This window comes from Bradyrhizobium sp. 1(2017) (assembly GCF_011602485.2).
Classification (GTDB): domain Bacteria; phylum Pseudomonadota; class Alphaproteobacteria; order Rhizobiales; family Xanthobacteraceae; genus Bradyrhizobium.
Window position 1 is genome coordinate 6,876,292 of sequence record NZ_CP050022.2, and the last position, 21,180, is coordinate 6,897,471.

23 protein-coding genes are annotated in these 21,180 nt (G+C 64.8%); 15 read left to right on the plus strand and 8 right to left on the minus strand.

Going from position 1 to position 21,180, the window contains the following annotated elements:
- Nucleotides 1-594 precede the first annotated feature (594 nt).
- Nucleotides 595-1,371, minus strand: coding sequence for a helix-turn-helix transcriptional regulator (locus HAP40_RS32615; protein WP_166813547.1), 777 nt, complete (start codon nucleotides 1,369-1,371; stop codon nucleotides 595-597).
- A gap of 570 nt (nucleotides 1,372-1,941) precedes the next feature.
- Here HAP40_RS32615 and HAP40_RS32620 point away from each other — a divergent pair.
- Nucleotides 1,942-2,847 carry a LysR family transcriptional regulator gene (locus HAP40_RS32620; protein ID WP_166813545.1) on the plus strand — a complete coding sequence of 302 codons (906 nt, stop codon included), beginning with the start codon at nucleotides 1,942-1,944 and terminating at the stop codon, nucleotides 2,845-2,847.
- Nucleotides 2,848-2,904: 57 nt separating this feature from the next.
- Here HAP40_RS32620 and HAP40_RS32625 read toward each other — a convergent pair whose 3' ends face one another.
- The gene (locus HAP40_RS32625) at nucleotides 2,905-4,110 is read right to left on the minus strand and encodes an LLM class flavin-dependent oxidoreductase (RefSeq protein ID WP_166813543.1); all 1,206 of its coding nucleotides are present in this window, start codon (nucleotides 4,108-4,110) and stop codon (nucleotides 2,905-2,907) included.
- A gap of 265 nt (nucleotides 4,111-4,375) precedes the next feature.
- On the opposite strand from HAP40_RS32625, the gene napE reads away from it, so the two are divergent.
- From napE to HAP40_RS32655, 6 genes are all read left to right on the plus strand, one after another.
- The gene (gene napE, locus HAP40_RS32630; protein WP_166813541.1) at nucleotides 4,376-4,558 is read left to right on the plus strand and encodes a periplasmic nitrate reductase, NapE protein; all 183 of its coding nucleotides are present in this window, start codon (nucleotides 4,376-4,378) and stop codon (nucleotides 4,556-4,558) included.
- Nucleotides 4,559-4,584: 26 nt separating this feature from the next.
- Nucleotides 4,585-4,899: a chaperone NapD gene (locus HAP40_RS32635; protein ID WP_166813539.1), complete on the plus strand. Its 315-nt coding sequence runs from the start codon at nucleotides 4,585-4,587 to the stop codon at nucleotides 4,897-4,899.
- Nucleotides 4,900-4,914: 15 nt separating this feature from the next.
- Nucleotides 4,915-7,428: a nitrate reductase catalytic subunit NapA gene (gene napA / locus HAP40_RS32640; RefSeq protein ID WP_166813537.1), complete on the plus strand. Its 2,514-nt coding sequence runs from the start codon at nucleotides 4,915-4,917 to the stop codon at nucleotides 7,426-7,428.
- The gene (locus HAP40_RS32645) at nucleotides 7,425-7,895 is read left to right on the plus strand and encodes a nitrate reductase cytochrome c-type subunit (RefSeq protein WP_166813535.1); all 471 of its coding nucleotides are present in this window, start codon (nucleotides 7,425-7,427) and stop codon (nucleotides 7,893-7,895) included. The genes napA and HAP40_RS32645 overlap by 4 nt, the downstream gene beginning before the upstream one ends.
- Nucleotides 7,892-8,545, plus strand: coding sequence for a NapC/NirT family cytochrome c (locus HAP40_RS32650; protein WP_166813533.1), 654 nt, complete (start codon nucleotides 7,892-7,894; stop codon nucleotides 8,543-8,545). The genes HAP40_RS32645 and HAP40_RS32650 overlap by 4 nt, the downstream gene beginning before the upstream one ends.
- A gap of 86 nt (nucleotides 8,546-8,631) precedes the next feature.
- Nucleotides 8,632-9,747, plus strand: coding sequence for an ATP-dependent DNA helicase (locus HAP40_RS32655; RefSeq protein WP_166813531.1), 1,116 nt, complete (start codon nucleotides 8,632-8,634; stop codon nucleotides 9,745-9,747).
- A gap of 215 nt (nucleotides 9,748-9,962) precedes the next feature.
- Here HAP40_RS32655 and HAP40_RS32660 read toward each other — a convergent pair whose 3' ends face one another.
- Nucleotides 9,963-11,651: a caspase family protein gene (locus HAP40_RS32660; RefSeq protein ID WP_166813529.1), complete on the minus strand. Its 1,689-nt coding sequence runs from the start codon at nucleotides 11,649-11,651 to the stop codon at nucleotides 9,963-9,965.
- Nucleotides 11,652-11,914: 263 nt separating this feature from the next.
- Here HAP40_RS32660 and msrA point away from each other — a divergent pair, with 263 nt between their 5' ends.
- The 4 genes from msrA (at nucleotide 11,915) to HAP40_RS32680 (ending at nucleotide 13,846) form a co-directional block, all read left to right on the plus strand.
- Nucleotides 11,915-12,619 carry a peptide-methionine (S)-S-oxide reductase MsrA gene (gene msrA / locus HAP40_RS32665; RefSeq protein ID WP_166813527.1) on the plus strand — a complete coding sequence of 235 codons (705 nt, stop codon included), beginning with the start codon at nucleotides 11,915-11,917 and terminating at the stop codon, nucleotides 12,617-12,619.
- 22 nt (nucleotides 12,620-12,641) lie between these two features.
- Nucleotides 12,642-13,061, plus strand: coding sequence for a peptide-methionine (R)-S-oxide reductase MsrB (msrB, locus tag HAP40_RS32670; protein WP_166813526.1), 420 nt, complete (start codon nucleotides 12,642-12,644; stop codon nucleotides 13,059-13,061).
- A 118-nt stretch (nucleotides 13,062-13,179) separates the two neighbouring features.
- Nucleotides 13,180-13,344, plus strand: coding sequence for a DUF3309 family protein (locus HAP40_RS32675; protein ID WP_166813524.1), 165 nt, complete (start codon nucleotides 13,180-13,182; stop codon nucleotides 13,342-13,344).
- 214 nt (nucleotides 13,345-13,558) lie between these two features.
- The gene (locus tag HAP40_RS32680; RefSeq protein ID WP_166813522.1) at nucleotides 13,559-13,846 is read left to right on the plus strand and encodes a hypothetical protein; all 288 of its coding nucleotides are present in this window, start codon (nucleotides 13,559-13,561) and stop codon (nucleotides 13,844-13,846) included.
- A gap of 169 nt (nucleotides 13,847-14,015) precedes the next feature.
- Here the strand turns inward: HAP40_RS32680 and HAP40_RS32685 are convergent, their stop codons facing one another.
- Nucleotides 14,016-14,558 carry a DUF4112 domain-containing protein gene (locus tag HAP40_RS32685; protein WP_166813520.1) on the minus strand — a complete coding sequence of 181 codons (543 nt, stop codon included), beginning with the start codon at nucleotides 14,556-14,558 and terminating at the stop codon, nucleotides 14,016-14,018.
- A gap of 61 nt (nucleotides 14,559-14,619) precedes the next feature.
- Complete coding sequence (locus HAP40_RS32690; RefSeq protein WP_166813518.1) at nucleotides 14,620-15,045, minus strand: DUF5413 family protein; 426 nt, start codon at nucleotides 15,043-15,045, stop codon at nucleotides 14,620-14,622.
- Between the two features lie 144 nt (nucleotides 15,046-15,189).
- On the opposite strand from HAP40_RS32690, the gene HAP40_RS32695 reads away from it, so the two are divergent.
- The 3 genes from HAP40_RS32695 (at nucleotide 15,190) to HAP40_RS32705 (ending at nucleotide 16,216) form a co-directional block, all read left to right on the plus strand.
- Complete coding sequence (locus HAP40_RS32695) at nucleotides 15,190-15,432, plus strand: hypothetical protein (protein ID WP_166813516.1); 243 nt, start codon at nucleotides 15,190-15,192, stop codon at nucleotides 15,430-15,432.
- A gap of 36 nt (nucleotides 15,433-15,468) precedes the next feature.
- Nucleotides 15,469-15,699, plus strand: coding sequence for a hypothetical protein (locus tag HAP40_RS32700; protein WP_166813514.1), 231 nt, complete (start codon nucleotides 15,469-15,471; stop codon nucleotides 15,697-15,699).
- Nucleotides 15,700-15,949: 250 nt separating this feature from the next.
- Nucleotides 15,950-16,216, plus strand: coding sequence for a hypothetical protein (locus HAP40_RS32705; protein ID WP_166813511.1), 267 nt, complete (start codon nucleotides 15,950-15,952; stop codon nucleotides 16,214-16,216).
- 148 nt (nucleotides 16,217-16,364) lie between these two features.
- On the opposite strand, the gene HAP40_RS32710 is transcribed toward HAP40_RS32705, so the two are convergent.
- Entirely contained in the window at nucleotides 16,365-17,975 is a 1,611-nt protein-coding gene (locus HAP40_RS32710; protein WP_166813509.1) for a hypothetical protein, read from the minus strand.
- Between the two features lie 37 nt (nucleotides 17,976-18,012).
- The gene (locus tag HAP40_RS32715) at nucleotides 18,013-19,305 is read right to left on the minus strand and encodes an adenylosuccinate synthase (RefSeq protein WP_166813507.1); all 1,293 of its coding nucleotides are present in this window, start codon (nucleotides 19,303-19,305) and stop codon (nucleotides 18,013-18,015) included.
- Nucleotides 19,306-19,726: 421 nt separating this feature from the next.
- Here HAP40_RS32715 and HAP40_RS32720 point away from each other — a divergent pair, with 421 nt between their 5' ends.
- Nucleotides 19,727-20,659 carry a DMT family transporter gene (locus HAP40_RS32720; protein WP_166813505.1) on the plus strand — a complete coding sequence of 311 codons (933 nt, stop codon included), beginning with the start codon at nucleotides 19,727-19,729 and terminating at the stop codon, nucleotides 20,657-20,659.
- 65 nt (nucleotides 20,660-20,724) lie between these two features.
- Here HAP40_RS32720 and HAP40_RS32725 read toward each other — a convergent pair whose 3' ends face one another.
- Nucleotides 20,725-21,114, minus strand: coding sequence for a DUF1330 domain-containing protein (locus HAP40_RS32725; RefSeq protein WP_208024917.1), 390 nt, complete (start codon nucleotides 21,112-21,114; stop codon nucleotides 20,725-20,727).
- Nucleotides 21,115-21,180 lie beyond the last annotated feature (66 nt).

Here is a 21,180-nt window from a genome sequence, read left to right on the forward strand (position 1 = left end):
CTTGGGGAAGGCAGTCGAAGCCCTTGGGAGGGACGTAGAGAAACTCGGCAATCGACTAATTAACGCAAGCCTAGCAGTCGTCCCCCCGGCTGGAGCTCTTGCCACCGTTGCCACGGTAGACCGCGCCTCCGCCGGAATGCGCAATCGCATCCGAGGTGAGGGAGGTAGACAGGAGCACGGCGAGAGTTGGCGATGTCACAGCAGCGAACTTTCCGCAGGTCTTCAAAAATTCACGACGATCATCGTCCGATGTCGACATGGCAACCTCCGGGAGTGAGTTGCGATGAATACATCAAACGCCCGGAATGAATTAGATAAATTAAACTATGTTGGTTTAGCCGATCACAAGGTACTGCTGCGGCGCCTCGACGCACGATCATAAGCACCATGCGGTGATTAGTCCCTACAGTGCTTAATCAAAGAGAGTGCCGTGAACTCGCGGAGCAATGCCGCGCACGCGCATGAACATGGCGCGACAAAGCGGCGCGGCACTGCGATCCTCGTTTCCATCAGGGCGGGCCGGTCCGGTTGAGTGGCTCACCCCTTCCAGAACGCGCGACGCCCGGAAGCGGATCTTGCGGCCCTCGAGTCCCCTCAGTTCAGACCGTGCGGTCCCGAGAGCAGTCGCAGCACGATTCCGAATAATTCGTTCTGCGAGGAGATGCCGAGCCGCTCATAGGCGCGCTTGCGGTAGGTCAGCGTCGAATGCAGGCTGATGCCGAGTTCTTGCGAGATCGCTTCGGAGCTGAAGCCCAACAGGATGCGGCGGCAGACCTCCTGCTCGCGCGGCGTCAGCGCAGCCAGCGGCGCGCGCGTCGCGAACAGCGTCGCGAGATCGGGCGTCGGCTTCTCCTGAAAATGGCGCGCGACACTCGCCGCGATCGCCGGCGCGATCGCCCCGAGCCGCGCGCGCTGCGCGGCGCTGAAGCGGCCCTGCGCAGCGATGCGGTAGAAATTGACGTAGAAGCAGGTGTCGTCAGTCCAGATCGCGGTCGCGCATTTGTCGACGATGCCGGAATCCTGGAAGAAGATCTTCCGGTAGCGCGCGCCGTACATGCGCGGCGCGAAGGACGGCAGCATGATCGGCGCACTGCCCTCGCCTTCGAACAGCGCATCGCGGTTGGGGTCGGATTCGTGGAACTGGCCGGCATAGGCCGCGCCGAGGTCGCCGCCGATCGGGATGTTGCCGGCATCGAGCAGGCAGCGCGCAGCACCGGCGCGCGACAGCGAAAACACCATGCAATGACCGACATCGGCCTGCCGGCGCAGCGTTTCGATCAGGACGTTGGGGAAATCGGAGCGGCCGATCGCGAGCACCGCGGGCGTGACGTCGCCAGCCGGCGGACCAAGGGCTATCCCGTTGGGTCGCATCGTGTTCCTCCGCAAGACGTGCTTTTGCGAGAGGATAGCAGCAACGGGATATTGCCGGAAGCCATGGCATGAGCATCGCCGCCCCCGGCCGTAGGGCTGTTTCACACCATTCTGGGCGGTTTGCCCTCCGCGCCTCGTCCTTCATGCGACTGCCCCGCCGGGTCACTTCGCCCTGTGCCTGAAAGCAATCTCGCGCAGATGGCCGAGAAGCTTCGAGAGCCGCTTCAAGCGCTCACTTGAAAGGCTACAGAGAAGCATCAGCCACGTTGCGAGCGCGGCACACCACAGCAGGCTTTCCATTGCTCCGGGCATGAGGGCACCCTTTCAGAACAAGCCGTGACATAGAGGCGGACCAGGACTGCTCATTGAAAAACGCGAACGCTGCCGCGTCGAACGACGTCATCAGGCATCAGGCAGACGGGCCGCTCCGAAAATCGCCGCGGCCACGATCGTCTCCGCTGCCGATGATTTCACGCATCCGAGCACTTTCGGGCTGAAGGCTATTACGGTCGACTGAATTGCAATAGAGTCAATGCTGAAAGTCACAATTCCATTCCTGGGAATGATCCGATGGACAGGCTCGATGAACTTGCGACTTTCGTTGCGATAATGGAGGTCGGAAGCCTCGCAGGCGCGGCGAAGCGATTGAAGCGCTCGCCTCCCGCAATCACTCGTGCGCTTGCGGCACTCGAGGAAAGGGTTGGAAGACGATTGGTGGAGCGCACAACCCGGCGTCTTGCTCCGACAGATGCCGGCCGCCGCTTCGCCGAGCGGGCCCGCGAGCTGGTCAACGGCTACTCGACCGTCATGAGCCGACTTGTCGAGACGGAAGGGGCACCGCTGCACGGTCTCCTGCGAATAGCCGCCCCCACCATCTTCGGACGCCGTCATGTCGCTCCGATTGTGTCGAGCTTCCTTGACGCTCATCCGGCGATACGTATCGAACTCATCATGGGCGAAAGATCGCTCGACCTGATCGATGAAGGCATCGATGTCGCGATCCGGATAGGTCAGCCGCGCGACTCGCGCCTGGTCGTCAGATCCGTGGGGGCCGTCCGTCGCGTCCTGGTGGCGAGCCCCACCTACTTGCGCAACCAACCCGAGATTCGACATCCCCGGGACATAGCGAGGCACGATGTCGTGTTCTTTTCCGGATTTGCCGGGCCGACCGAACTGCGGTTCCAGAATCGAGGTCGCCTGCACACGGTTCGCGTGATGCCGCGCCTCATGACGACGGACCTCGACACGGTCATCGCCGCCGTGACGTCGGGCCAGGGCATCGCTCGACTGTTGTCCTATCAGGTCAATGCCGAGATTTCGTCGGGAAAGCTCGCGCGTCTTCTTCCGGCATATGAGCCGCCGGTCGTACCGGTCCAGGTCGTGACCCCGGGCTCCCGGCGCGCGGCCCCGGCTGTCAGGGCCTTCACGGATCACGCCGCTACCTCGCTCCGAACCCTGTCCGTCATCCGCGCGTGACTTCAAGGAAGCTGCGCGGGGTACGGCGCAACATCATGGCAAAGTGTCAGGTCGCGCCTAGCCCGCCGCCGCCTTCACTGGCGCCACGTTGATCGCGAGCTTGCCGTAGCGGTCCGTAAAAGCCTCGGTGTCGATCTCTTCCAGCTTGATCTCGCCACTCATCACGCCCTGCTTCCAGGCGGCTTGCGCAGGATCGTTCTGGAACTCCGGCATCACCTCGCGGCCGAACAATTCCAGCGATTCGCAGATGTGCTCGTGGCTGTTCTTGCCGGCCTGGTTGAGCAGGATGACCTGATCGATGTGCGAGGACTGGAAGCGCTTCAGTTTCTTCCGGATGGTCTCGGGCGAGCCGATCAGGCCGCCGCGCAACGCCGCCTCCTGCGCTTCCGGATTGTCGCGCTTCCATTTGTTGTATTCGTCCCACATGTTGACGGTGTACGGCGCGGGCCGCTGGCGGTTCTGCGAGGCGCCGTAGAAGCGCAGCGCGAACTGGAAGAAGGTGGCACCGTCGGCACGCGCGCGCGCCTCCTCGTCGGTCTTGGCGCACATGAAGAACGAGACCAGCGCCATGTTCGGGTTGATCTCGTAATCCGCGAGCTTGTGCAGCCGCTTGGTCATCGCATTGTAATAAGCGTGCACCCAGGCGTGGGCCGCGTCCGCGCTGACGAACTGGAAGCCGAGCGCACCGAAACCGTGGCGGCCGGCACGCTCGATGGTCGGCAGCTGCGAGCAGGCCATCCACAGCGGCGGGTGCGGCTTCTGCACCGGCTTCGGCACGACATTGCGCAGGGGGATGTCGAAATATTTGCCGTGATGCTCGCTGCCGGCGTCCTTGAACATCGGGAAGATCGCGGCGACGGCCTCCTCGAACACCTCCTTCTTGGTCTCCATGTCGCGGCCGAACGGGGTGAGCTCGGTGATCGAGGCGCTCTCGCCCATGCCGAACTCGCAGCGGCCGTTCGAGAGCAGGTCGAGCACCGCGACGCGCTCGGCAACGCGCGCCGGATGGTTGGTGGTGAGCTGGAGGATGCCGTGGCCGAGCCTGATCCTCTGCGTGCGCTGGCTGGCCGCGGCGAGGAAGGATTCCGGCGAAGGCGAGTGCGAATATTCTTCCAGGAAATGATGCTCGACGACCCAGGCATGGTCGTAGCCGAGCTTGTCGGCAAGCTCCATCTGCGACAGCGCGTTCTGGTAGAGCCTGAGCTCGTCACCGGCCACCCAGGGCCGCGGCAATTGGAGCTCATAGAAGATGCCGAACTTCATGGCGTCGCCCGCACTTATTATTGTTGAGAACATCTTAATGCGTGAGGCAGCGCTGTCCAGGCAAACGCAATTCCGCCGCGCGGCAGATCGCTCCTCTCCGCCGCGCGTGGCAATGAAAGCCCGATTCCGGCGCGCACTACAGGGTCCTGCCAACTCGACAGGTTGATCCAGATCAACGCGTTAGCGGTTCGAACGGATCTAAAGTGCGGCAAGGCAACGGCCCGGATGCCGTCCGATTCCCGATACCATTTCAGAGAGACCGAATATGTCGGCCCCTGACGACACGACTTCGCGCGTGCGCCGTAAGCGCATGGAGATTTTTGCGTTCCTGTTCCTGACTGCGGTCGTGATGCCCGTGCTCGCGGTCGGAACCGTCGGCTCTTACGGCCTCGGCGTCTGGATCTACCAGATGTTTGCCGGCCCGCCCGGCCCGCCGCCCCCGCATTGATTCCCAACCAGCGAAAGACAGGCATCATGGCCAACGCCACACTCAACCGCCGCGCCTTGATCACCGGCCAGGTTCTCAGCGCCGATCGCGTCATCGCGCCACCGGGCGCCGAGATCGCCAGCATCCTGGTGCAGGCGCGTCCCGAGCGTCTCGCCGAACTCGAAGCCGAGATCACCGCCTTGCCGGGCTGCGAGATCCACGGCCGCGATTCGCGCGGCAAGCTCGTCGTCGTGACCGAAGCGCCGGATAGCGGCAGCCTCGGCACCCTGCTCAACACCATCCAGTCGCTGCCGAACGTCTATTCCGCAGCGCTGGTCTTCCACGCCATCGAAACCGCCTAAGGCCGGAGAGCCGTCATGTCATCGCCCAAGCTCGACCGCCGCCAGATGCTCAAGCTCGAGGCCGCCGCCATCGCGGCCGCCGCCGCCGGCATGCCCGCTCCGGCGCTCGCCGCCAACCTCGTCACCGAACGCGACAACAGCGAAATGAAATGGGACAAGGCCCCCTGCCGCTTCTGCGGCACCGGCTGCTCCGTGATGGTCGCGACCAAGGAGAACCGCGTCGTCGCCACCCACGGCGACATCAAGGCCGAGGTCAATCGCGGCCTCAACTGCGTCAAGGGCTACTTCCTCTCCAAGATCATGTACGGCCACGACCGCCTGACCCAGCCGATGCTGCGCAAGACGGGCGGCAAATACGACAAGAACGGCGAGTTCACGCCCGTATCGTGGACCGAGGCCTTCGACATCATGGAGCTGAAGTGGAAGGAGGCGATCAAGAAGCGCGGCCCGAACGGCGTCGCCATGTTCGGCTCTGGGCAATGGACGATCTGGGAAGGCTATGCCGCCTCGAAGCTGTTCAAGGCCGGCTTCCGCACCAACAACATCGATCCCAATGCGCGCCACTGCATGGCCTCGGCCGTCGCCGGCATGATGCGCACCTTTGGCATCGACGAGCCCTCCGGCTGCTATGACGACATCGAGGCGACCGATGCCTTCGTGCTGTGGGGCTCCAACATGGCGGAGATGCACCCGATCCTGTGGACGCGTCTGGCCGACCGCCGGCTCTCTGCGCCGCATGTCCGCGTCGCCGTGCTCTCGACCTTCGAGCACCGCTCGTTCGACCTCGCCGACATCGGCATGGTGTTTGCGCCGCAGACCGACCTGTACATCCTCAACGCCATCGCCAACCACATCATCAAGACCGGCCGGGTCAACAAGGACTTCGTCGCCAGGCATACCGTGTTCAAGCGCGGCCAGACCGACATCGGTTATGGCCTGCGGCCCGAGCATCCGCTACAGAAAAAGGCGACCGGCGCGGCGAAACCCAACGACGCCACCGACATGAGCTATGACGAGTTCGTCAAGTTCGTGTCAGAGTACACGCTGGAGAAGGCCGCCGAAATGTCGGGCGTGCCGCTCAACCGTCTGGAAGCGCTTGCCGAGCTCTACGCCGACCCGAAGACAAAGGTGGTCTCGTTCTGGACCATGGGCTTCAACCAGCACACCCGCGGCGTCTGGTGCAACAACCTCGTCTACAACATCCATCTTCTGACCGGAAAGATCTCCTCGCCCGGCAACAGCCCGTTCTCGCTGACCGGCCAGCCTTCGGCCTGCGGCACCGCCCGCGAGGTCGGCACCTTCTCGCACCGCCTGCCCGCCGACATGGTCGTGACCAACAAGGCGCATCGCGATCACGCCGAGCACATCTGGCAGCTGCCCGAGGGCACCATTCCCGACAAGAACGGCGCGCACGCCGTGCTGCAAAGCCGGATGCTGAAGGATGGCCTGATCAACGCCTATTGGGTACAGGTCAACAACAACCTCCAGGCCGGTCCCAACATCAACGAAGAGGCCTATCCCGGCTTCCGCAACCCCGACAATTTCATCGTGGTCTCGGATGCCTATCCGACCGTGACCGCGCTCGCCGCCGACCTCATTCTGCCGACGGCGATGTGGGTCGAGAAGGAAGGCGCCTACGGCAATGCCGAGCGGCGCACGCAGTTCTGGCACCAGCTCGTCACCGCGCCCGGCGAGTCGAAGTCCGATCTCTGGCAGCTCATGGAATTTTCCAAGCGCTTCAAGATCGAAGAGGTCTGGCCGGAGGAGCTGATCGCGAAGAAACCGGACTATCGCGGCAAGACGCTGTTCGACGTGCTCTACAAGAACGGCCAGATCGACAAATATCCGACCTCGGAGATCGAGGCCGGCTACGCCAACGATGAAGCGAAGGCGTTCGGCTTCTACGTGCAAAAGGGCCTGTTCGAGGAATATGCGCAGTTCGGGCGCGGCCACGGCCACGACCTCGCGCCGTTCGACACGTACCATCGCGAGCGCGGCCTGCGCTGGCCGGTCGTCAACGGCCAGGAAACGAAGTGGCGTTTCCGCGAGGGCAGCGATCCCTACGTCAAGCAGGGCACCGACGTGCAGTTCTACGGCTTCCCCGACGGCAAGGCGCGCATCTTCGCGCTTCCCTTCGAGCCGGCGGCGGAATCGCCCGACAAGGAATATCCGCTCTGGCTCTCGACCGGCCGCGTGCTGGAGCATTGGCATTCCGGCACCATGACGCGCCGCGTGCCCGAGCTCTACAAGGCTTTCCCCGAAGCCGTTTGCTTCATCCACCCCGACGACGCGCAGGAGGCGAAGCTTCGCCGCGGCGACGAGGTGAAAGTGGTCTCCCGCCGCGGCTTCATCCGCGCCCGCGTCGAGACGCGTGGCCGCGACCGGCCGCCGCGCGGCCTCGTCTTCGTGCCGTGGTTCGACGAATCCAAGCTGATCAACAAGGTGACGCTCGACGCCACCGATCCGATCTCGCTGCAGACCGACTTCAAGAAATGCGCCGTGCGCATCGAGCGGGTGAACCTGTCATGATGAAACGATTTGGTATCGCCCTGCTGGCGGTCGCGATCGCCACGGGCGCGAGCTCGCTGACGGCGCAGACGGTGAATTCCGGCCTGCGCGGCCCGACCCCGCTCAACGACGAGGGTCCGGCGCCGCCGATGCTGCCGAACCGCAACACCGCCGAGAAGGAGGTGCGCAACTATCCGGAGCAGCCGCCGGTGATCCCGCACAATATCGACGGCTATCAGATCGATCTCAACGGCAACAAATGCCTGTCCTGCCACGCGCGGGCCCGCACCGCGGAATCGCAGGCGCCGATGGTCTCGATCACGCATTTCATGGACCGCGACGGCCAGTTCCTCGCCTCGATCTCGCCGCGGCGCTTCTTCTGCACCGAATGCCACGTGCCGCAGAACACCGCCAATCCGCCCGTCAGCAACGACTTCGTCGACATCGACACGCTGCTGTCGCGCGCAAGTCCGGGTGGCCGGCGATGACGACGACCGCTGACGGGCCCAACGCGGAGCTGAAGGCCAAGCGCGGCTTCATCGCGCGGAGCTGGGCTTTCGTGCTCGAGCTCTGGCAGGTGCTGACCCGGCCGAGCTCGGTGTTCGCCCTCGGCACCCTGGTGCTGGCCGGCTTCGTTGCCGGCGTGATCTTCTGGGGCGGCTTCAACACGGCGCTGGAACTGACCAACACCGAGAAATTCTGCACCAGTTGCCACGAGATGAAGGACAACGTCTACGCCGAGCTGAAGTCGACCATCCACTTCACCAATCGCTCCGGCGTGCGCGCGACCTGTCCAGACTGCCACGTGCCGCACAACTGGACCGACAAGATCGCGCGCAAGATGCAGGCCTCCAAGGAGGTCTGGGGCAAGATCTTCGGCACGATCGACACCAGAGAGAAATTCCAGGAGCACCGCCTCGAACTGGCGGCACATGAATGGGCGCGCTTCAAGGCCAACGATTCCCTGGAATGCCGCAACTGCCATAGCGCCGATTCCATGGACATCACAAAACAGTCGCCGCGGGCCTCGGTGGCGCACCAGCGCTTCCTGTTCACGAAGGAGAAGACCTGCATCGACTGCCACAAGGGCATCGCCCACCAGCTGCCCGACATGCGCGGCGTTCCCGGCTGGCAGTAGGTTGGCCCGGCCGCTTGAATGAGCGGTGCGAATGGTTAGTTTTGACAGGTCGCGAATCGCCTCGTTTCGCACCTCTCAAGACAGACATGGCCACCTTCACCCCGCATCAGGACGCCGCGCTCAAGGCCGTCGGCGACTGGCTGAAAGCAAAGCCCGGCCGGAACGGCACGCCGCCGGTGTTCCGCCTGTTCGGCTTTGCCGGCACCGGCAAGACCACGCTGGCGCGGCATATCGCCGAGGGCGTCGACGGCGAGGTGAAATTCGCCGCCTTCACCGGCAAGGCGGCCCTGGTCATGCGCAACAAGGGTTGCGACGAGGCCTCCACCATCCATTCCCTGATCTACCGTGCCCGCGAATCCGGCGAGGAGCAGCCGAGCTTCGAATTGTGGGACGACGCGCCGGCCTCCAAGGCCAAGCTGATCGTGATCGACGAATGCTCGATGGTCGACGCCGAGCTGGGGCGCGACCTGATGTCGTTCGATTGTCCGCTGCTGGTGCTGGGCGACCCCGCGCAGCTGCCGCCGATCCAGGGCGGCGGCTTCTTCACCAATTCGGAGCCGGACGCGATGCTGACCGAGGTGCATCGCCAGGCCCAGGACGATCCGATCGTGCGGATGTCGATGGACGTCCGCGAGGGCCGCGAGCTCGACATCGGCCGCTATGGCGAGAGCGAGGTGGTGTCCCGCAAGGAGCTCGACCCCGACCGCGTCATGGGCGCCGACCAGGTCCTGGTCGGCCGCAACAACACGCGACGCGCCTACAACATGCGCGTCCGCCAGCGCCAGAACATCGAGGACACCTTTCCGGTCGCCGGCGACAAGCTGGTCTGCCTGCGCAACAACCGCAAAAAGGGCCTGTTCAACGGCGGGCTGTGGCGCGTGAAGTCGCGCAACACCTCGCGCTCGAAATCGCGCATTCTCTCGATGCGCCTGTCGCCGGACGAGGACTTTGGACACAAGGTGACCAAGGTCTCGGTGCGCGCCGACTGCTTCGAGGGCGGCATCGAGCAGATCGCCTGGGAGCAGCGCAAGCCCTATGACGAATTCGACTACGGCTACGTTCTCACCGTGCACAAGTCGCAGGGCTCGCAATGGGACGACGTCGTGCTGTTCGACGAGAGCTTTGCGTTTGGAGAGTCCAGGGCGCGGTGGCTCTATACGGGCATCACGCGGGCGGCGAAGCGGCTGAGTATTGTGGTTTAAGCGTCGATGCTTTGGTGATACCGCGGCCTCAACCTCCGCTCGTCGTCCCGGACAAGCGAAGCGCAGATCCGGGACCCATACCCACAGGGAGAAGTTTGGCGAAGACTCGGAGTGGGAGCTCTGCCCCACACTTCTCCCTGTGGGTATGGGTCCCCGCGTTCGCGGGGACGACGTCGGTTATGAGGGGGCGCAGTCGCATCCCACACACGCGCTCCTCACTTCCCCGCCACGAAGTAAAAATCCTCACGTCCCGGCGGCGAGCCATATGTGAACGGCTGCTGCTCGTGCTTGGTGGCGGCCCAGACGTCGTCGCGGATGATGTCGAACAGCTTCCGGATCTCGACGCGCGGCTGCTTGATCTCGCGGGCGAGCGCGGTGGCGAACGGGCTGTTGGCGCTGCCGTCGCCGTCCATTGCGGTCTCGCCGTGCTTGGCAGCGTAAACCACCATGAAGCCGGCACCGGGCTCGATGTTGGAAAAGCCCTTGTCGACCAGCTTCAGCGCCAGCGTGCGCTGCATGGTCGGCGCGAACGGATTGTCGCGGCAGGCATCCAGGACCACGAGCCGCATCTTTCGTGCGGCGCCGACCGCGGCGATCACCTGCTCCAGCGCAACCGCCTGGGTCTCGGCGTCCCTGTCGGCTGCGAGCTTGGCGTCGACCGGAACGAGATAGTTGACCCCGCCGATCTCGAAACCATGGCCGGCATAGTAGACCACGGCCCAATCCGCCTTTTCCGCCTCATTGGCAAAGGTCTGCAAGGCCTCGAAGAACTTGTCCCGGGTGAGGTCGCTGACGGATATCACGGTCTGGAAGCCGACGTCGCGCAGCACGCCGGCGATCAGTTTGGAATCGCGCGGCGGGTTGGGCAGGGCGTGGACGTTCTTGTAGGCGCCGTTGCCGATCACCAGCGCGACGCGGCGCCCGGCGGGCGCGCCGCCCGGCGTTTGCGGCGTCAGCGCGGCGAGCCGCTCCTGTGCGACGGCGCGGGCGCGGGCGACGTCGATCTCGTCGAACCTGGTCAGCGAATAGGCCGCGGCGCGATAGTCGGCGCGGGCCTGCGCGAGATCCTTCCTGCGCTCGTAGATCTGGCCACGGCCGGAATGGGCGCGGACATTGTTGGGATTGATCTGGAGGGCGGTGTTGTAGTCCTTCAACGCGGCATCAAGGTCACCCTTCATCATGTTGACGTCGGCGCGGTTGTTGATCGCGAATACGTTTTTCGGCTGCCGCTCGATCAGGCCGTTGCAATCGGCAAGGGCCTGCGGGTACTTGCCCATCATGCCGTAGGTGATGCAGCGGTGGCCGGCGATCTGCGGCGCGGCCGGATCGATCTTCTCGGCCTCCGCGAAGTCGGCGAGCGCGCCGTTGAAATCCTTCATCAGCGTGCGCACGCGGGCGCGATTGGTCCAGGCGAGCAGGAATTTCGGCGTGTATTTGATGGACAGGTTGAAATCGTCGAGCGCGCTTTGCAGCGCGCCCCGCCGCAGCTGGATGACACCGCGATTGTTGTAGGGGACGCCGTAGGTCGGACGCTTCTGGAGCGCGAGGTTATAGTCGGCCATCGCGAGATCCTCCTTCCCGCTGCGCTCATAGGCGAGGCCGCGCAGATTGAGGGTCACGACATAGTCGGGATCGAGGTCGAGCGCCGTGGACAAGATTTCGATCGCGTGCACGTAGTCGCGCTTGTTGAGCAGCGCGTTGCCGCGAACGGACAGCGCGATCGCCTTGTCCTTGCCGGCGAGGCGGTCGGCACTGAGCAGATTGTCGCAGGCCGTTGCGCGAGCCTGCGCATCCGCCTGGCGGTCGCGGCAAATGGCCAGGTCGTCGCCGGCTTGCGGATCGGCCGCGGCCATCGACGCAGAGGCGGCGAGGACGACGAAGGTCAGGGAAACGACGCGCAGCATGTTCTCAGGCCAGCTCCAGCCACCACGTTCTATTGTCGATCATCGGTTACGCCGGTTCATCTAGCGCGGAGTTCCACATCCCGCCAAGCCGGCCTCTGGCCTCTCGCCGCGCCATCCCGGGTCTGCTCACGGCGTCGTGTCCGCCCCGGTGTAACAATCGCCGGCCGCGCCCCGTATCTCGGACGATGCGAAAACCCGCCGGGCAGGCTGTTCGCCCGGTCGCGGCCGCCATAGACTGTCAGACCTAGCGAAAGAGGATCGCCATGCGCCGACCTGCCATCCTGTCCCTGCTCGCCGCAACCGCCGCCATGACGCTGGCCTTTGCCATGCCGTCCCGGGCCGCAGAGGATGCGGTCGTGATCCCCGCCCCCGCCACGGATGCAGCGCCCGCCAGCGGAGTCCAGACCGCTGTCATCGCCGGCGGCTGCTTCTGGGGCGTTCAAGGCGTCTTCCAGCACACAGCGGGCGTCGTCAACGCCGTCTCCGGCTATGCCGGCGGCACCAAGGCGACCGCCGACTACCAGACTGTCTCGAGCGGCCGCACCGGCCACGCCGAGGCCGTCGAGATCAAGTACGACCCGAAGAAGATCTCCTACGGGAAGATCCTCCAGATCTACTTCTCGGTGGTGCACGACCCGACGCAGCTCAACCGCCAGGGCCCTGATGTGGGCCCGCAATATCGCTCGGCGATCTTCACCACCTCCGACGAGCAGAAGAAGGTGGCGGAGGGCTATATCGCCCAGCTCAACGGCGCGAAGGTCTTCAACAAGCCGATCGTGACCAAGGTCGGCGCGCTGGAGGCGTTCTATCCGGCGGAGGCCTATCACCAGGACTATCTGACGCTGCACCCGAACCAGCCCTATATCGCCTATAACGACATCCCCAAGGTCGAGAACCTGAAAAAGCTGTTCGCGGATAATTACATCGAGAAGCCGACGCTGGTGAATGCCAGCAAGGCCACCAACTGATCACGAGAGAAACGGGAGACCCATGCCCGACACCAAGACGAAAACCTCAGACGACAAGGTCATCAAGAGCGAAGAGCAGTGGCGGCGCGAGCTGACGCCGATGCAGTACGCGGTGCTGCGCGAGAAGGCGACCGAGCGTCCCTTCTCCGGCGAGTATGAGCACGACCACCGCGCCGGCACCTATGTCTGCGCCGGCTGCGGCAACGTCCTGTTCGAGTCCGATGCCAAGTTCGATTCCGGCTGCGGCTGGCCGAGCTTCACCGAGCCGGCCGTCGAGAGCCATATCGACGAGGAGCGGGACGTCAGCCACGGCATGATCCGCACCGAGGTGCTGTGCTCCAAATGCAGCGGCCATCTCGGTCATGTCTTTCCCGATGGTCCCGGGCCGACCGGCCTGCGCTACTGCATCAACTCCGCCGCGCTGAAGCTCGACCCGAAATAATTCCGACGGCGCCTGACCTCGCGCCGGGTTCCGCCATGGAACCCGGCGCGATGATGTGCTTTTCTCTCGTGGCGGCATGGCCGATCCTCGCTTTCGGCGTGCCGCCAGGGAGGATGCCATGACACTCGGGACCATCCTGATCATCCTGGTCATCATCTATCTGCTGGGCGGCCTGTCCGGCCGCTTCGGCGGCTATGGCTATGGCCTCGGCCATTCCGGCATGGGGATCGGCGGCGTCGTGCTCGTGGTGCTGATCGTCCTGCTGCTTGTTGGCAAAATTTGAACCATATAAATCATTGAAATAATTCGATTTTCCGCCATTGCGGGGCTGCCATGCGCGGATTCATCATCTCGCATCGCGGGGGTCGCATTTCTGTCAAAACGGCCTATATTAGAGGGCAGAAATGACATGTGCGGCGGGCCCGCTCGATGGCGGCCTTTGCCCTCCCAAACCCCACGCGCTTAAAGCCCCAGAGAAGATCACGAGGTCTTTGACCATGCGTCCACTGCGTCCGTTCAACTTCAACACCTCCGCCGAACTCTTCCCCGCCGCGATCCGGAAGAAGAAGCGCGCGGGCTTTACCTATCGCCGGTTCGGCACCGCGGCCGAAGCCGTGCAGTTCGCGATGGAGCAGTTGCCGACGGATTCGCTGAACGGCGCCTATCTGCAGGTCGAGGAAGCGCGCTTCGACCAGAACGGCATCCGCTCGCTCTATGAGAGCGAGGCCTTCCCGCTGCCCCGCCGCCGCAAGCCGGATACCGAAACCGACGCGGACGCGGCGTAAGGTCTCGCGAAAACTTTCGATGTGCGCAGAAGGCGCGATGGCCGAAAGGTCGTCGCGCCTTTCGTGTTTTGGGCTTTGAGGCTTTCACATCGTCATGGCCGGGCTTGTCCCGGCCACCCGCGGCACGACAGCCGGTCAAACGCTTTCACCAAATGCTTGCAGGAGCAGCCTAAATCCGCGGCTGCTTCTCCAGCCAGCGCTGGAGCAGGCGCACATTGCGCATGTTGGCGCGGAACATGACGTCGAAGGCGTCGCCCGCAAACGGCACCAGGCCGAACACGCCGTCGACCGCGACATTGCCGAGCATGCGCGCCGTGATGTACCAGGGCGCGCCGAGCGCCCTCGCCTCGCGCACCAGCCACAGCGAGATCGCAGTGGTGATGATGTCGCCGACGACCGGGATCAGGCCGATCAGCCCGTCGATGCCGTAGCGGATGTTGGTGCCGGGCAGGATGAAAGCGACGTCGAGCAGCTTTGCGATCGCCTCGAGCCGCGCGATGCGCTGCTCGCGCGTCAGATTGCCGAACGGATTACCTTGCCCGAACTCGAAGCGAAACTCGCGAAATCCCTGCTCCAGCGTCTCGGGGCGGATCTCGTGTCCCTCCTGATCGATGATCGGTCCACGCGCCTCCCTGCCGGAGAAAGTCGCACGCGAGCCGCTCGCCGAACGGGATCGGCGCGGGGCAATGATATCGTCGTCGGACATGGTCATGGTCTCTAGGGAACGCGCCGCGGCGGCGGAGGTTGCTGCGCCGCGCCCGAAGGTCGCGCGCTCAGGTCGGCGCCGCCACCGCCGGCGGCTCGTCGACATATCTATGTACGAGCCAGGACGAAATCACCGCCGGCACGAACCCCACGAGGCCGTACAGGATGAACTGCACCGCGCCCGAATCCGGGCCGCGCGAGCTATAGGTCATCGAGGCCAGGATGAAGGCGAACAGGCCGACCAGGATCATCCGCACGACCGGGCCGATCCGCCTGATATGGACCAGGATGTCGTCGACCGCGCCGATCATCAGCGCGGGCAGGAAGCCGAACAGATAGCTGTATTGCAGCGTCTTGAAGAACACCGCCAGCAGCTTGCCGACCTCGCTCAGGCTGGTCTGGGTCCAATAGCCGGACTGATAGGTCGTGGTCAGCAGCAACAGAAACCCGCCGACGAACGGGCCGACCAGCGCAAACACCAGATAGCGTTTCATCGCATCCTCTCAACTTCGCCAGCTTTATAGCAGCGCGGCGGGAACCTTGAATAGCCGGGCGCTGACCTCCCCGAGGGGAACAAGTGGCAAGGCGACGAGTTCATGCAGGACCTGAATTTATCCCTGTCAGATTGGAGCCCGCCGATGGCCCGCAAATTTCTCCTGGCGACGATCGCGCTGGCAGCCCTGACCGGTCTGTCGGACGCGCCTGCTCTCGCCCAAGGCCACATGGGCACGCCGCAGGAGCAAAAGGCCTGCTCGCGGGATGCGCAGCGCTTCTGCCGCAAGGATCTCGGCAATGACATGGCGGTGCAAGGCTGCCTGCAAGCCAACCGCGCCAAGCTGTCGAAGTCGTGCAGCAAGGTGTTTCAGAGCCACGGCATGTGAGGACCGGCACCATCCCGGCGAATGGAGCGTGAAGCCATGTTGCGCGACGAACAGCTCTCGATCCTCAGGGACATCAGTCAATCCGTGGCCTTCGCCGACGACCGGCAGGGCAAGGTGGGACAGCTGATCGCCGACGGTTACGTGATGAAGGACGGCGACCTGTTCGAGCTCACCGCCAAGGGCGTCACCGCCGTCGAGGAACATGCCGCATCACTCGGCGCAAGCGATGTGGAACAAGCGAGCGCATCCCCGGATCGGCTGATGTGAGCGCGCGCGACGTGACTCGCGTGCAACAATTGCGAATTCCTTTGCACTGACCATTGCAGCCGCGCGCCAATGGCGCATACTTCGCTCGGGCGGCGCAGCACTTTTCGATTCGGGCATCAAGAAATCGAGCGACCACACGCGGGACCAGAGTTCCCGGCGTGAAGGCTGTGACATGCGGCAGATCAAGCCGCGTGCGGCGCCCCAAAAACCAAGTGGCTCAAGCCCAAGGGAAATCGGGGACCCATTCCGCATGACACGCAATCAGACCATCGCAACTCTCTTCGCCGTCGCCGCCAGCGCCATCGCTCTGCAGACATCACCCGGCCTCGCCTTCTCGTCCGAAGCGCAGCAGATGTGCACGGGCGATGCGATGCGGCTGTGCTCGAGTGAAATTCCGGACATCCCGCGCGTCAGAGCCTGCATGGTGCGGAACAAGGCGAATGTCAGCCCCGGCTGCCGCGCCGTGATGGACCGCGAAGCCACCGCGTCGCGCAAGCGGGAAGCGACGGCGCAATAGTCATCCGTCCGGGATGTCATTTCCGGGGCGGTGCGCAGCACCGAACCCGGAAGCTTTTCTCTCCGTCACGTGCTGCGCAAGGGATTCTCAGATGCGCAATTGCGCATCATAGCGCGTGCTTCGCACGCCCCGGAATGACAGCAGCAGCTCAGTCGCCCCACTGCGCGAAGGCGTCGTTGAAGGCGCGTTCGCCGGGGGCGCCCTTCTCGATAGCGATGATGGCGCGGCGCTGATTGGCGTAGACCAGCGGCACGTCGAACCACGAGCGCTCCTTCAGGAGCTGGACGTTGCGGGCGCGGTCGGCATCGACATTGGACAGGCCGACCAGGAAGAAGCCGTCGGTGACCTTGACCGCGAGGCCGGCGAGCGGCGTGCCGCGCGCCTGCTCGTTCGACTTCATCAGGATGCCCGGCACGTTGGAGACGCTGCCGCCCGGGAAATCTGGCGGCAGGATGAAGGTCAATTCCGCGGTGTGGCTGGCCGGCAGCGAGGAGTCGGTGTTGCGGCGGAACGACATCGTCATCTTGAACTTGCGGTCGGGAATCTCGATGTCGGCGCGCACGGCGACGTCGGCCTTCTGGTTGCCGGACGCCTTGATCGGCTCCAGCCGCCATACCACCGAGCCGACATATTGCTTGCCCTTCGGGTCGGACGGATCCTCGTCATAGAGCACGACCTTCTGCGCCACCGGCGCAACCGGCTGATCGGCCGAAGGCTGGCCGACGCGATCGGGAATCTTGGGCTTGCTCTGCGGCTGCGCCGGAGCCGGCGTGTCCGCCACCTGCGTCGCGGACGGCTTGAGGAAGCCGTTGACGATCTGCATCAGCTGCTTGCCCCAGAGGATGCCGGCACCGACCAGGATCAGGACGATGCCGACGGCGATCGCGCTCTTGAACGGGAAGGCGGAGCCGGTGCGGACGCGCTTCTTGGCGTCGCGCTCGGCCGCGACGCGCGGACGGGGCGACGGCGGCTGCGGCGTGTAGCGCTCGGCCTCCTCGACCGACTCGTCGTAGGAATAGGGCGCCTCGGCTTCGCCGGAGCGATTTTCCAGGCTCGGCTCCAGCCGGTCGAACTCCGGCGAGGGCGAGGGCACGTTGGCGTAGGTGCGGCGCGCGGCGCGGCTGGCCTGTGCGGCGGCGCCGCCGAGATCGTTGGCATCGGCCGTGATGTCGCGGAAACCGCGCACGCCCGGCGCCGATGGTGGCGGGGGCGGCGGGCCCATGTCCGGCGGACGGCGCCCGGCCGCACGATCGCGTCCGGCCGGAGAGGCCGGCGGCTCCGGCATCGGCGGCGGTGCGGACGGGCCGGGTTGGCGTGGAGCGTCGAAACGCGGCGCGCGCGGCGGCCGCGGCGCCTCGCCCTGGTCCTCGGTGCCAAGGGACGGCCGGTCGGCACGCGGCGGCGTCGGGGCCGGACGGGTGCGCGGCGGGGCCGGCTGGGATGCCGGAGCGCCACCCTCGGCGGCGCGGGCACTGGCCCGGCGGAAGGCATCGCCGCTGCCGCTGGGGCGGGTGCCGCCACCGGGGCGCGAGGCCTCGCGGGCACGCTGGGCGGCCTCCGATTCGACCTTGCGGACAGCCTCTTCCAGCGACAGCCGTTCGCGGGTGATCTCGGATTCGGAGAGCGGCGGCTGCACGCTGCGCAGCTGCGCGATCAGCGCCGTGCGCGCCCGCTCATAGAGCGCGCGACGGCTTTCGCCGGGAGCGTTGGGGTCCAGGGCGGCAATAGCGCGGGCGATCAGCGGGTAGTAATCAGCCATTTCTACTCAACTATACGCGCGTCCCGGTAAGATTTCGTTAAGCCTCAAACGGATTTTGCACCAGGATAGTATCCTCGCGTTCGGGGCTGGTGGAAAGCAGTGCGACCGGACACCCCACCAATTCCTCGATCCGGCGGACATATTTGATGGCCTGTGCCGGCAGGTCGGCCCAGGACCGTGCGCTGGCGGTCGGCTCCTTCCAGCCCTCGATGGTCTCGTAGATCGGCTCGACCCGGCTTTGCGCGCCCTCGCCGGCCGGGAAATGGTCGATCTCCTTGCCGTCGAGCTTGTAGCCGGTGCAGACGTCAATGGTGTCGAAGCCGTCGAGAATATCCAGCTTGGTCAGCGCCAGGCCGTTGATGCCGCAGGTCCGGACCGCCTGACGGACCAGCACGGCGTCGAACCAGCCGCAGCGGCGGGGACGGCCGGTGTTGGTGCCGAACTCGCGTCCACGTTCGCCGATCCTGCGGCCGGTCTCGTTGTCCTGCTCGGTCGGGAACGGGCCCTGGCCGACGCGGGTCGTGTAGGCCTTGCACAGGCCGAGCACATAGCCGACCGCGCCCGGCCCGAGGCCGGCGCCGGTCGCGGCCTGCGCCGCCACCGTGTTGGACGAGGTGACATAAGGATAAGTGCCGTGATCGACGTCGAGCAGCGCACCTTGCGCGCCCTCGAACAGCATGCGCTTGCCTTCGCGCCGCTTGATGTCGAGCAGCCGCCAGACCGTCTCGGCATAGGGCAACAGCTGCGGCGCCATCGCCATCAGCTCTTTCAGAATCACCGCGTTGTCGAATTCGGGCAGATTGAGGCCGCGGCGCAGCGCGTTGTGGTGCGCCAGCAAGCGGTCGATCTTGTGCGGCAGCGTCTGATGATCGGCAAGATCCATCAGGCGGATGGCGCGGCGGCCGACCTTGTCCTCATAGGCGGGTCCAATGCCGCGGCGCGTGGTGCCGATCGCGGTCGCCGCGCTGGCGGATTCGCGGTGCGCATCGAGCTCGCGATGCAGCGGCAGGATCAACGTGACGTTCTCGGCGACGCGCAGATTGTCGGGGCTGACATCGACGCCCTGCGACCTGAGCTTGGCGACCTCGTCGAGGAAGGCGGCGGGATCGAACACCACGCCATTGCCGATCACCGACAGCTTGCCCTCGCGCAGCACGCCGGACGGCAGCAGCGCCAGCTTGTAGGTCTTGCCGTTGATCACCAGCGTGTGGCCGGCGTTATGGCCGCCCTGGAAGCGGACGACGATGTCCGCCTGCTCCGACAACCAGTCGACGATCTTGCCCTTCCCTTCGTCGCCCCATTGGGCGCCGACGACGACAACGTTGGCCATTCGCGGGTAATCCCTGTTCAATCTGTCTCTAGGAGGCATGATCCTCGCGGAAAACCGGTGCCCACTCTTCCGGGATCATGCCTGCGCCCAGCCCAAGCGGCGGCCGGAGCCGCCCGCACGCAAGGCAGCCAACCGGATAAAGGAAGCAGCCCCTCTAGGCAAGCAAGAACGGGGCTTTTTCAGGGACCAAAGCCCGACCCAAGCCTTTGATATCCCCTGAAAATCCAGAAACCGTCGGGGAGGGCGCAACGGCTTCGACCAAAGCGTGAGACGACATGTCCGTCGCTGCATGGTCGCGATGCATCCGCCCCCCGTTGATGCCATCTCGATTTCCGTGTCTTTGAGCAAAGCTGGGCGATGTGCCGGGTCCGGACCCCCGGGCCGGAGGCCTCGGCGCATCCGCGGGGCCATAACGATCACAATGTCCGCCACCGGCCAGACCACCGGCACCGATACATCCGCTCACAGCTGGATCGCCAATCAGCCTTATTTGCTGCTCAGCATCACCGCGCTGTGCTGGGCCGGAAACGCCATTGTCGGCCGGCTCGCCGCCGGTCACATCCCGCCGATCACCCTCTCCTTCCTGCGCTGGTTCTTCGCCTTCCTGCTGGTGCTGCCGTTCGCCTGGAAGCATCTTGCGCAGGACTGGCCCGCGATCCGCGGGCGGCTCGGCCTGATGGTGACGCTCTCGATCACCGGCATCGGCGCCTTCAACACGCTGCAATATTGGGCGCTCGAGCATACCCAGGCGCTGAACACGCTGCTGCTGCAGTCGGCCGCACCGCTGGTCGTGGCGCTGTGGTCGCTGGCCATCCTCGGCGTCAGGCTCACCGCGGCGCAGGCGTTCGGCGTGCTGCTGTCGATGTGCGGCGTGCTCACCATCCTGCTGCATGGCGATTTCACCACGCTGTCGAACATCGAATTCAACAAGGGCGACCTCATCTTCATCGTCGCGCTCGTGATCTTCGCGCTCTATTCGGTGCTGACGCTGAAGCGTCCGCCGATGCACGGCCTGTCGTTCCTCGCCTTCACCTTCGGCTGCGGCGCCGCCTGTCTCATCCCGCTGGAGATCTGGGAATTGCTCGCGCGGCCCGTGATGAAGCTCAACGGACCGAACATACTGACCCTGTTCTACGTCGCGGTCTTCCCATCGACGCTCGCCTATCTCTGCTTCAATCGCGGCGTCCGCCTGATCGGCGCCAACCGCGCCGCGCCGTTCTTCCACGTCGTGCCGGTGTTCGGCTCGATCATGGCGATCATGTTCCTCGGCGAGCACCCGCAGATCTTCCATTTCATCGGTTTTGCACTGGTGCTGTCGGGCGTGTTCGTGGCGTCGCGGAAGCAGGCGACGTAGGCGTTAGGCACGCTGCTGCCTCTTCACCCCTCCCCCTCCTGGAGAGGGTTAAGAAAGGGCGCTCGCTATTTCACCTTGAACTTGCTGTAGGCCTCGCTGGTGGCAATGATCACATGCTCGGCGCAGCCGTTGACACGATGCGGATCGGCTTCACGCTCGTAGGCTTCCGACGTCATCATGTCGAGAAAGGCCGAGACGGATGGGTAGTAAACCAGCGCGACGAAATCCCAGTCGTTGCCCTGGTGCGGGCCGAGCGCGACCGCCTTCGCATCGCCGGTCCAGAGCAGCGTGCCGCCGCGCGCCCTGATCATCGGCACGGTGATTGCGCTGTAGCGCAGATAGGCGTCCCAGCCGGACCCATCGCCGTCGCGCGAGCGCGCATGGAAGCGCATCAGGTTCAGCATCACCACCGGCGCGTTCGAATCGAGCCGCTCCAGGCCCTCGATGTTCAACATATTAACCGCCAATGGCGCCTCCTCAGGGCTCGTCTGCATTGTAGCATTGCGACGCTGTGACTTGTG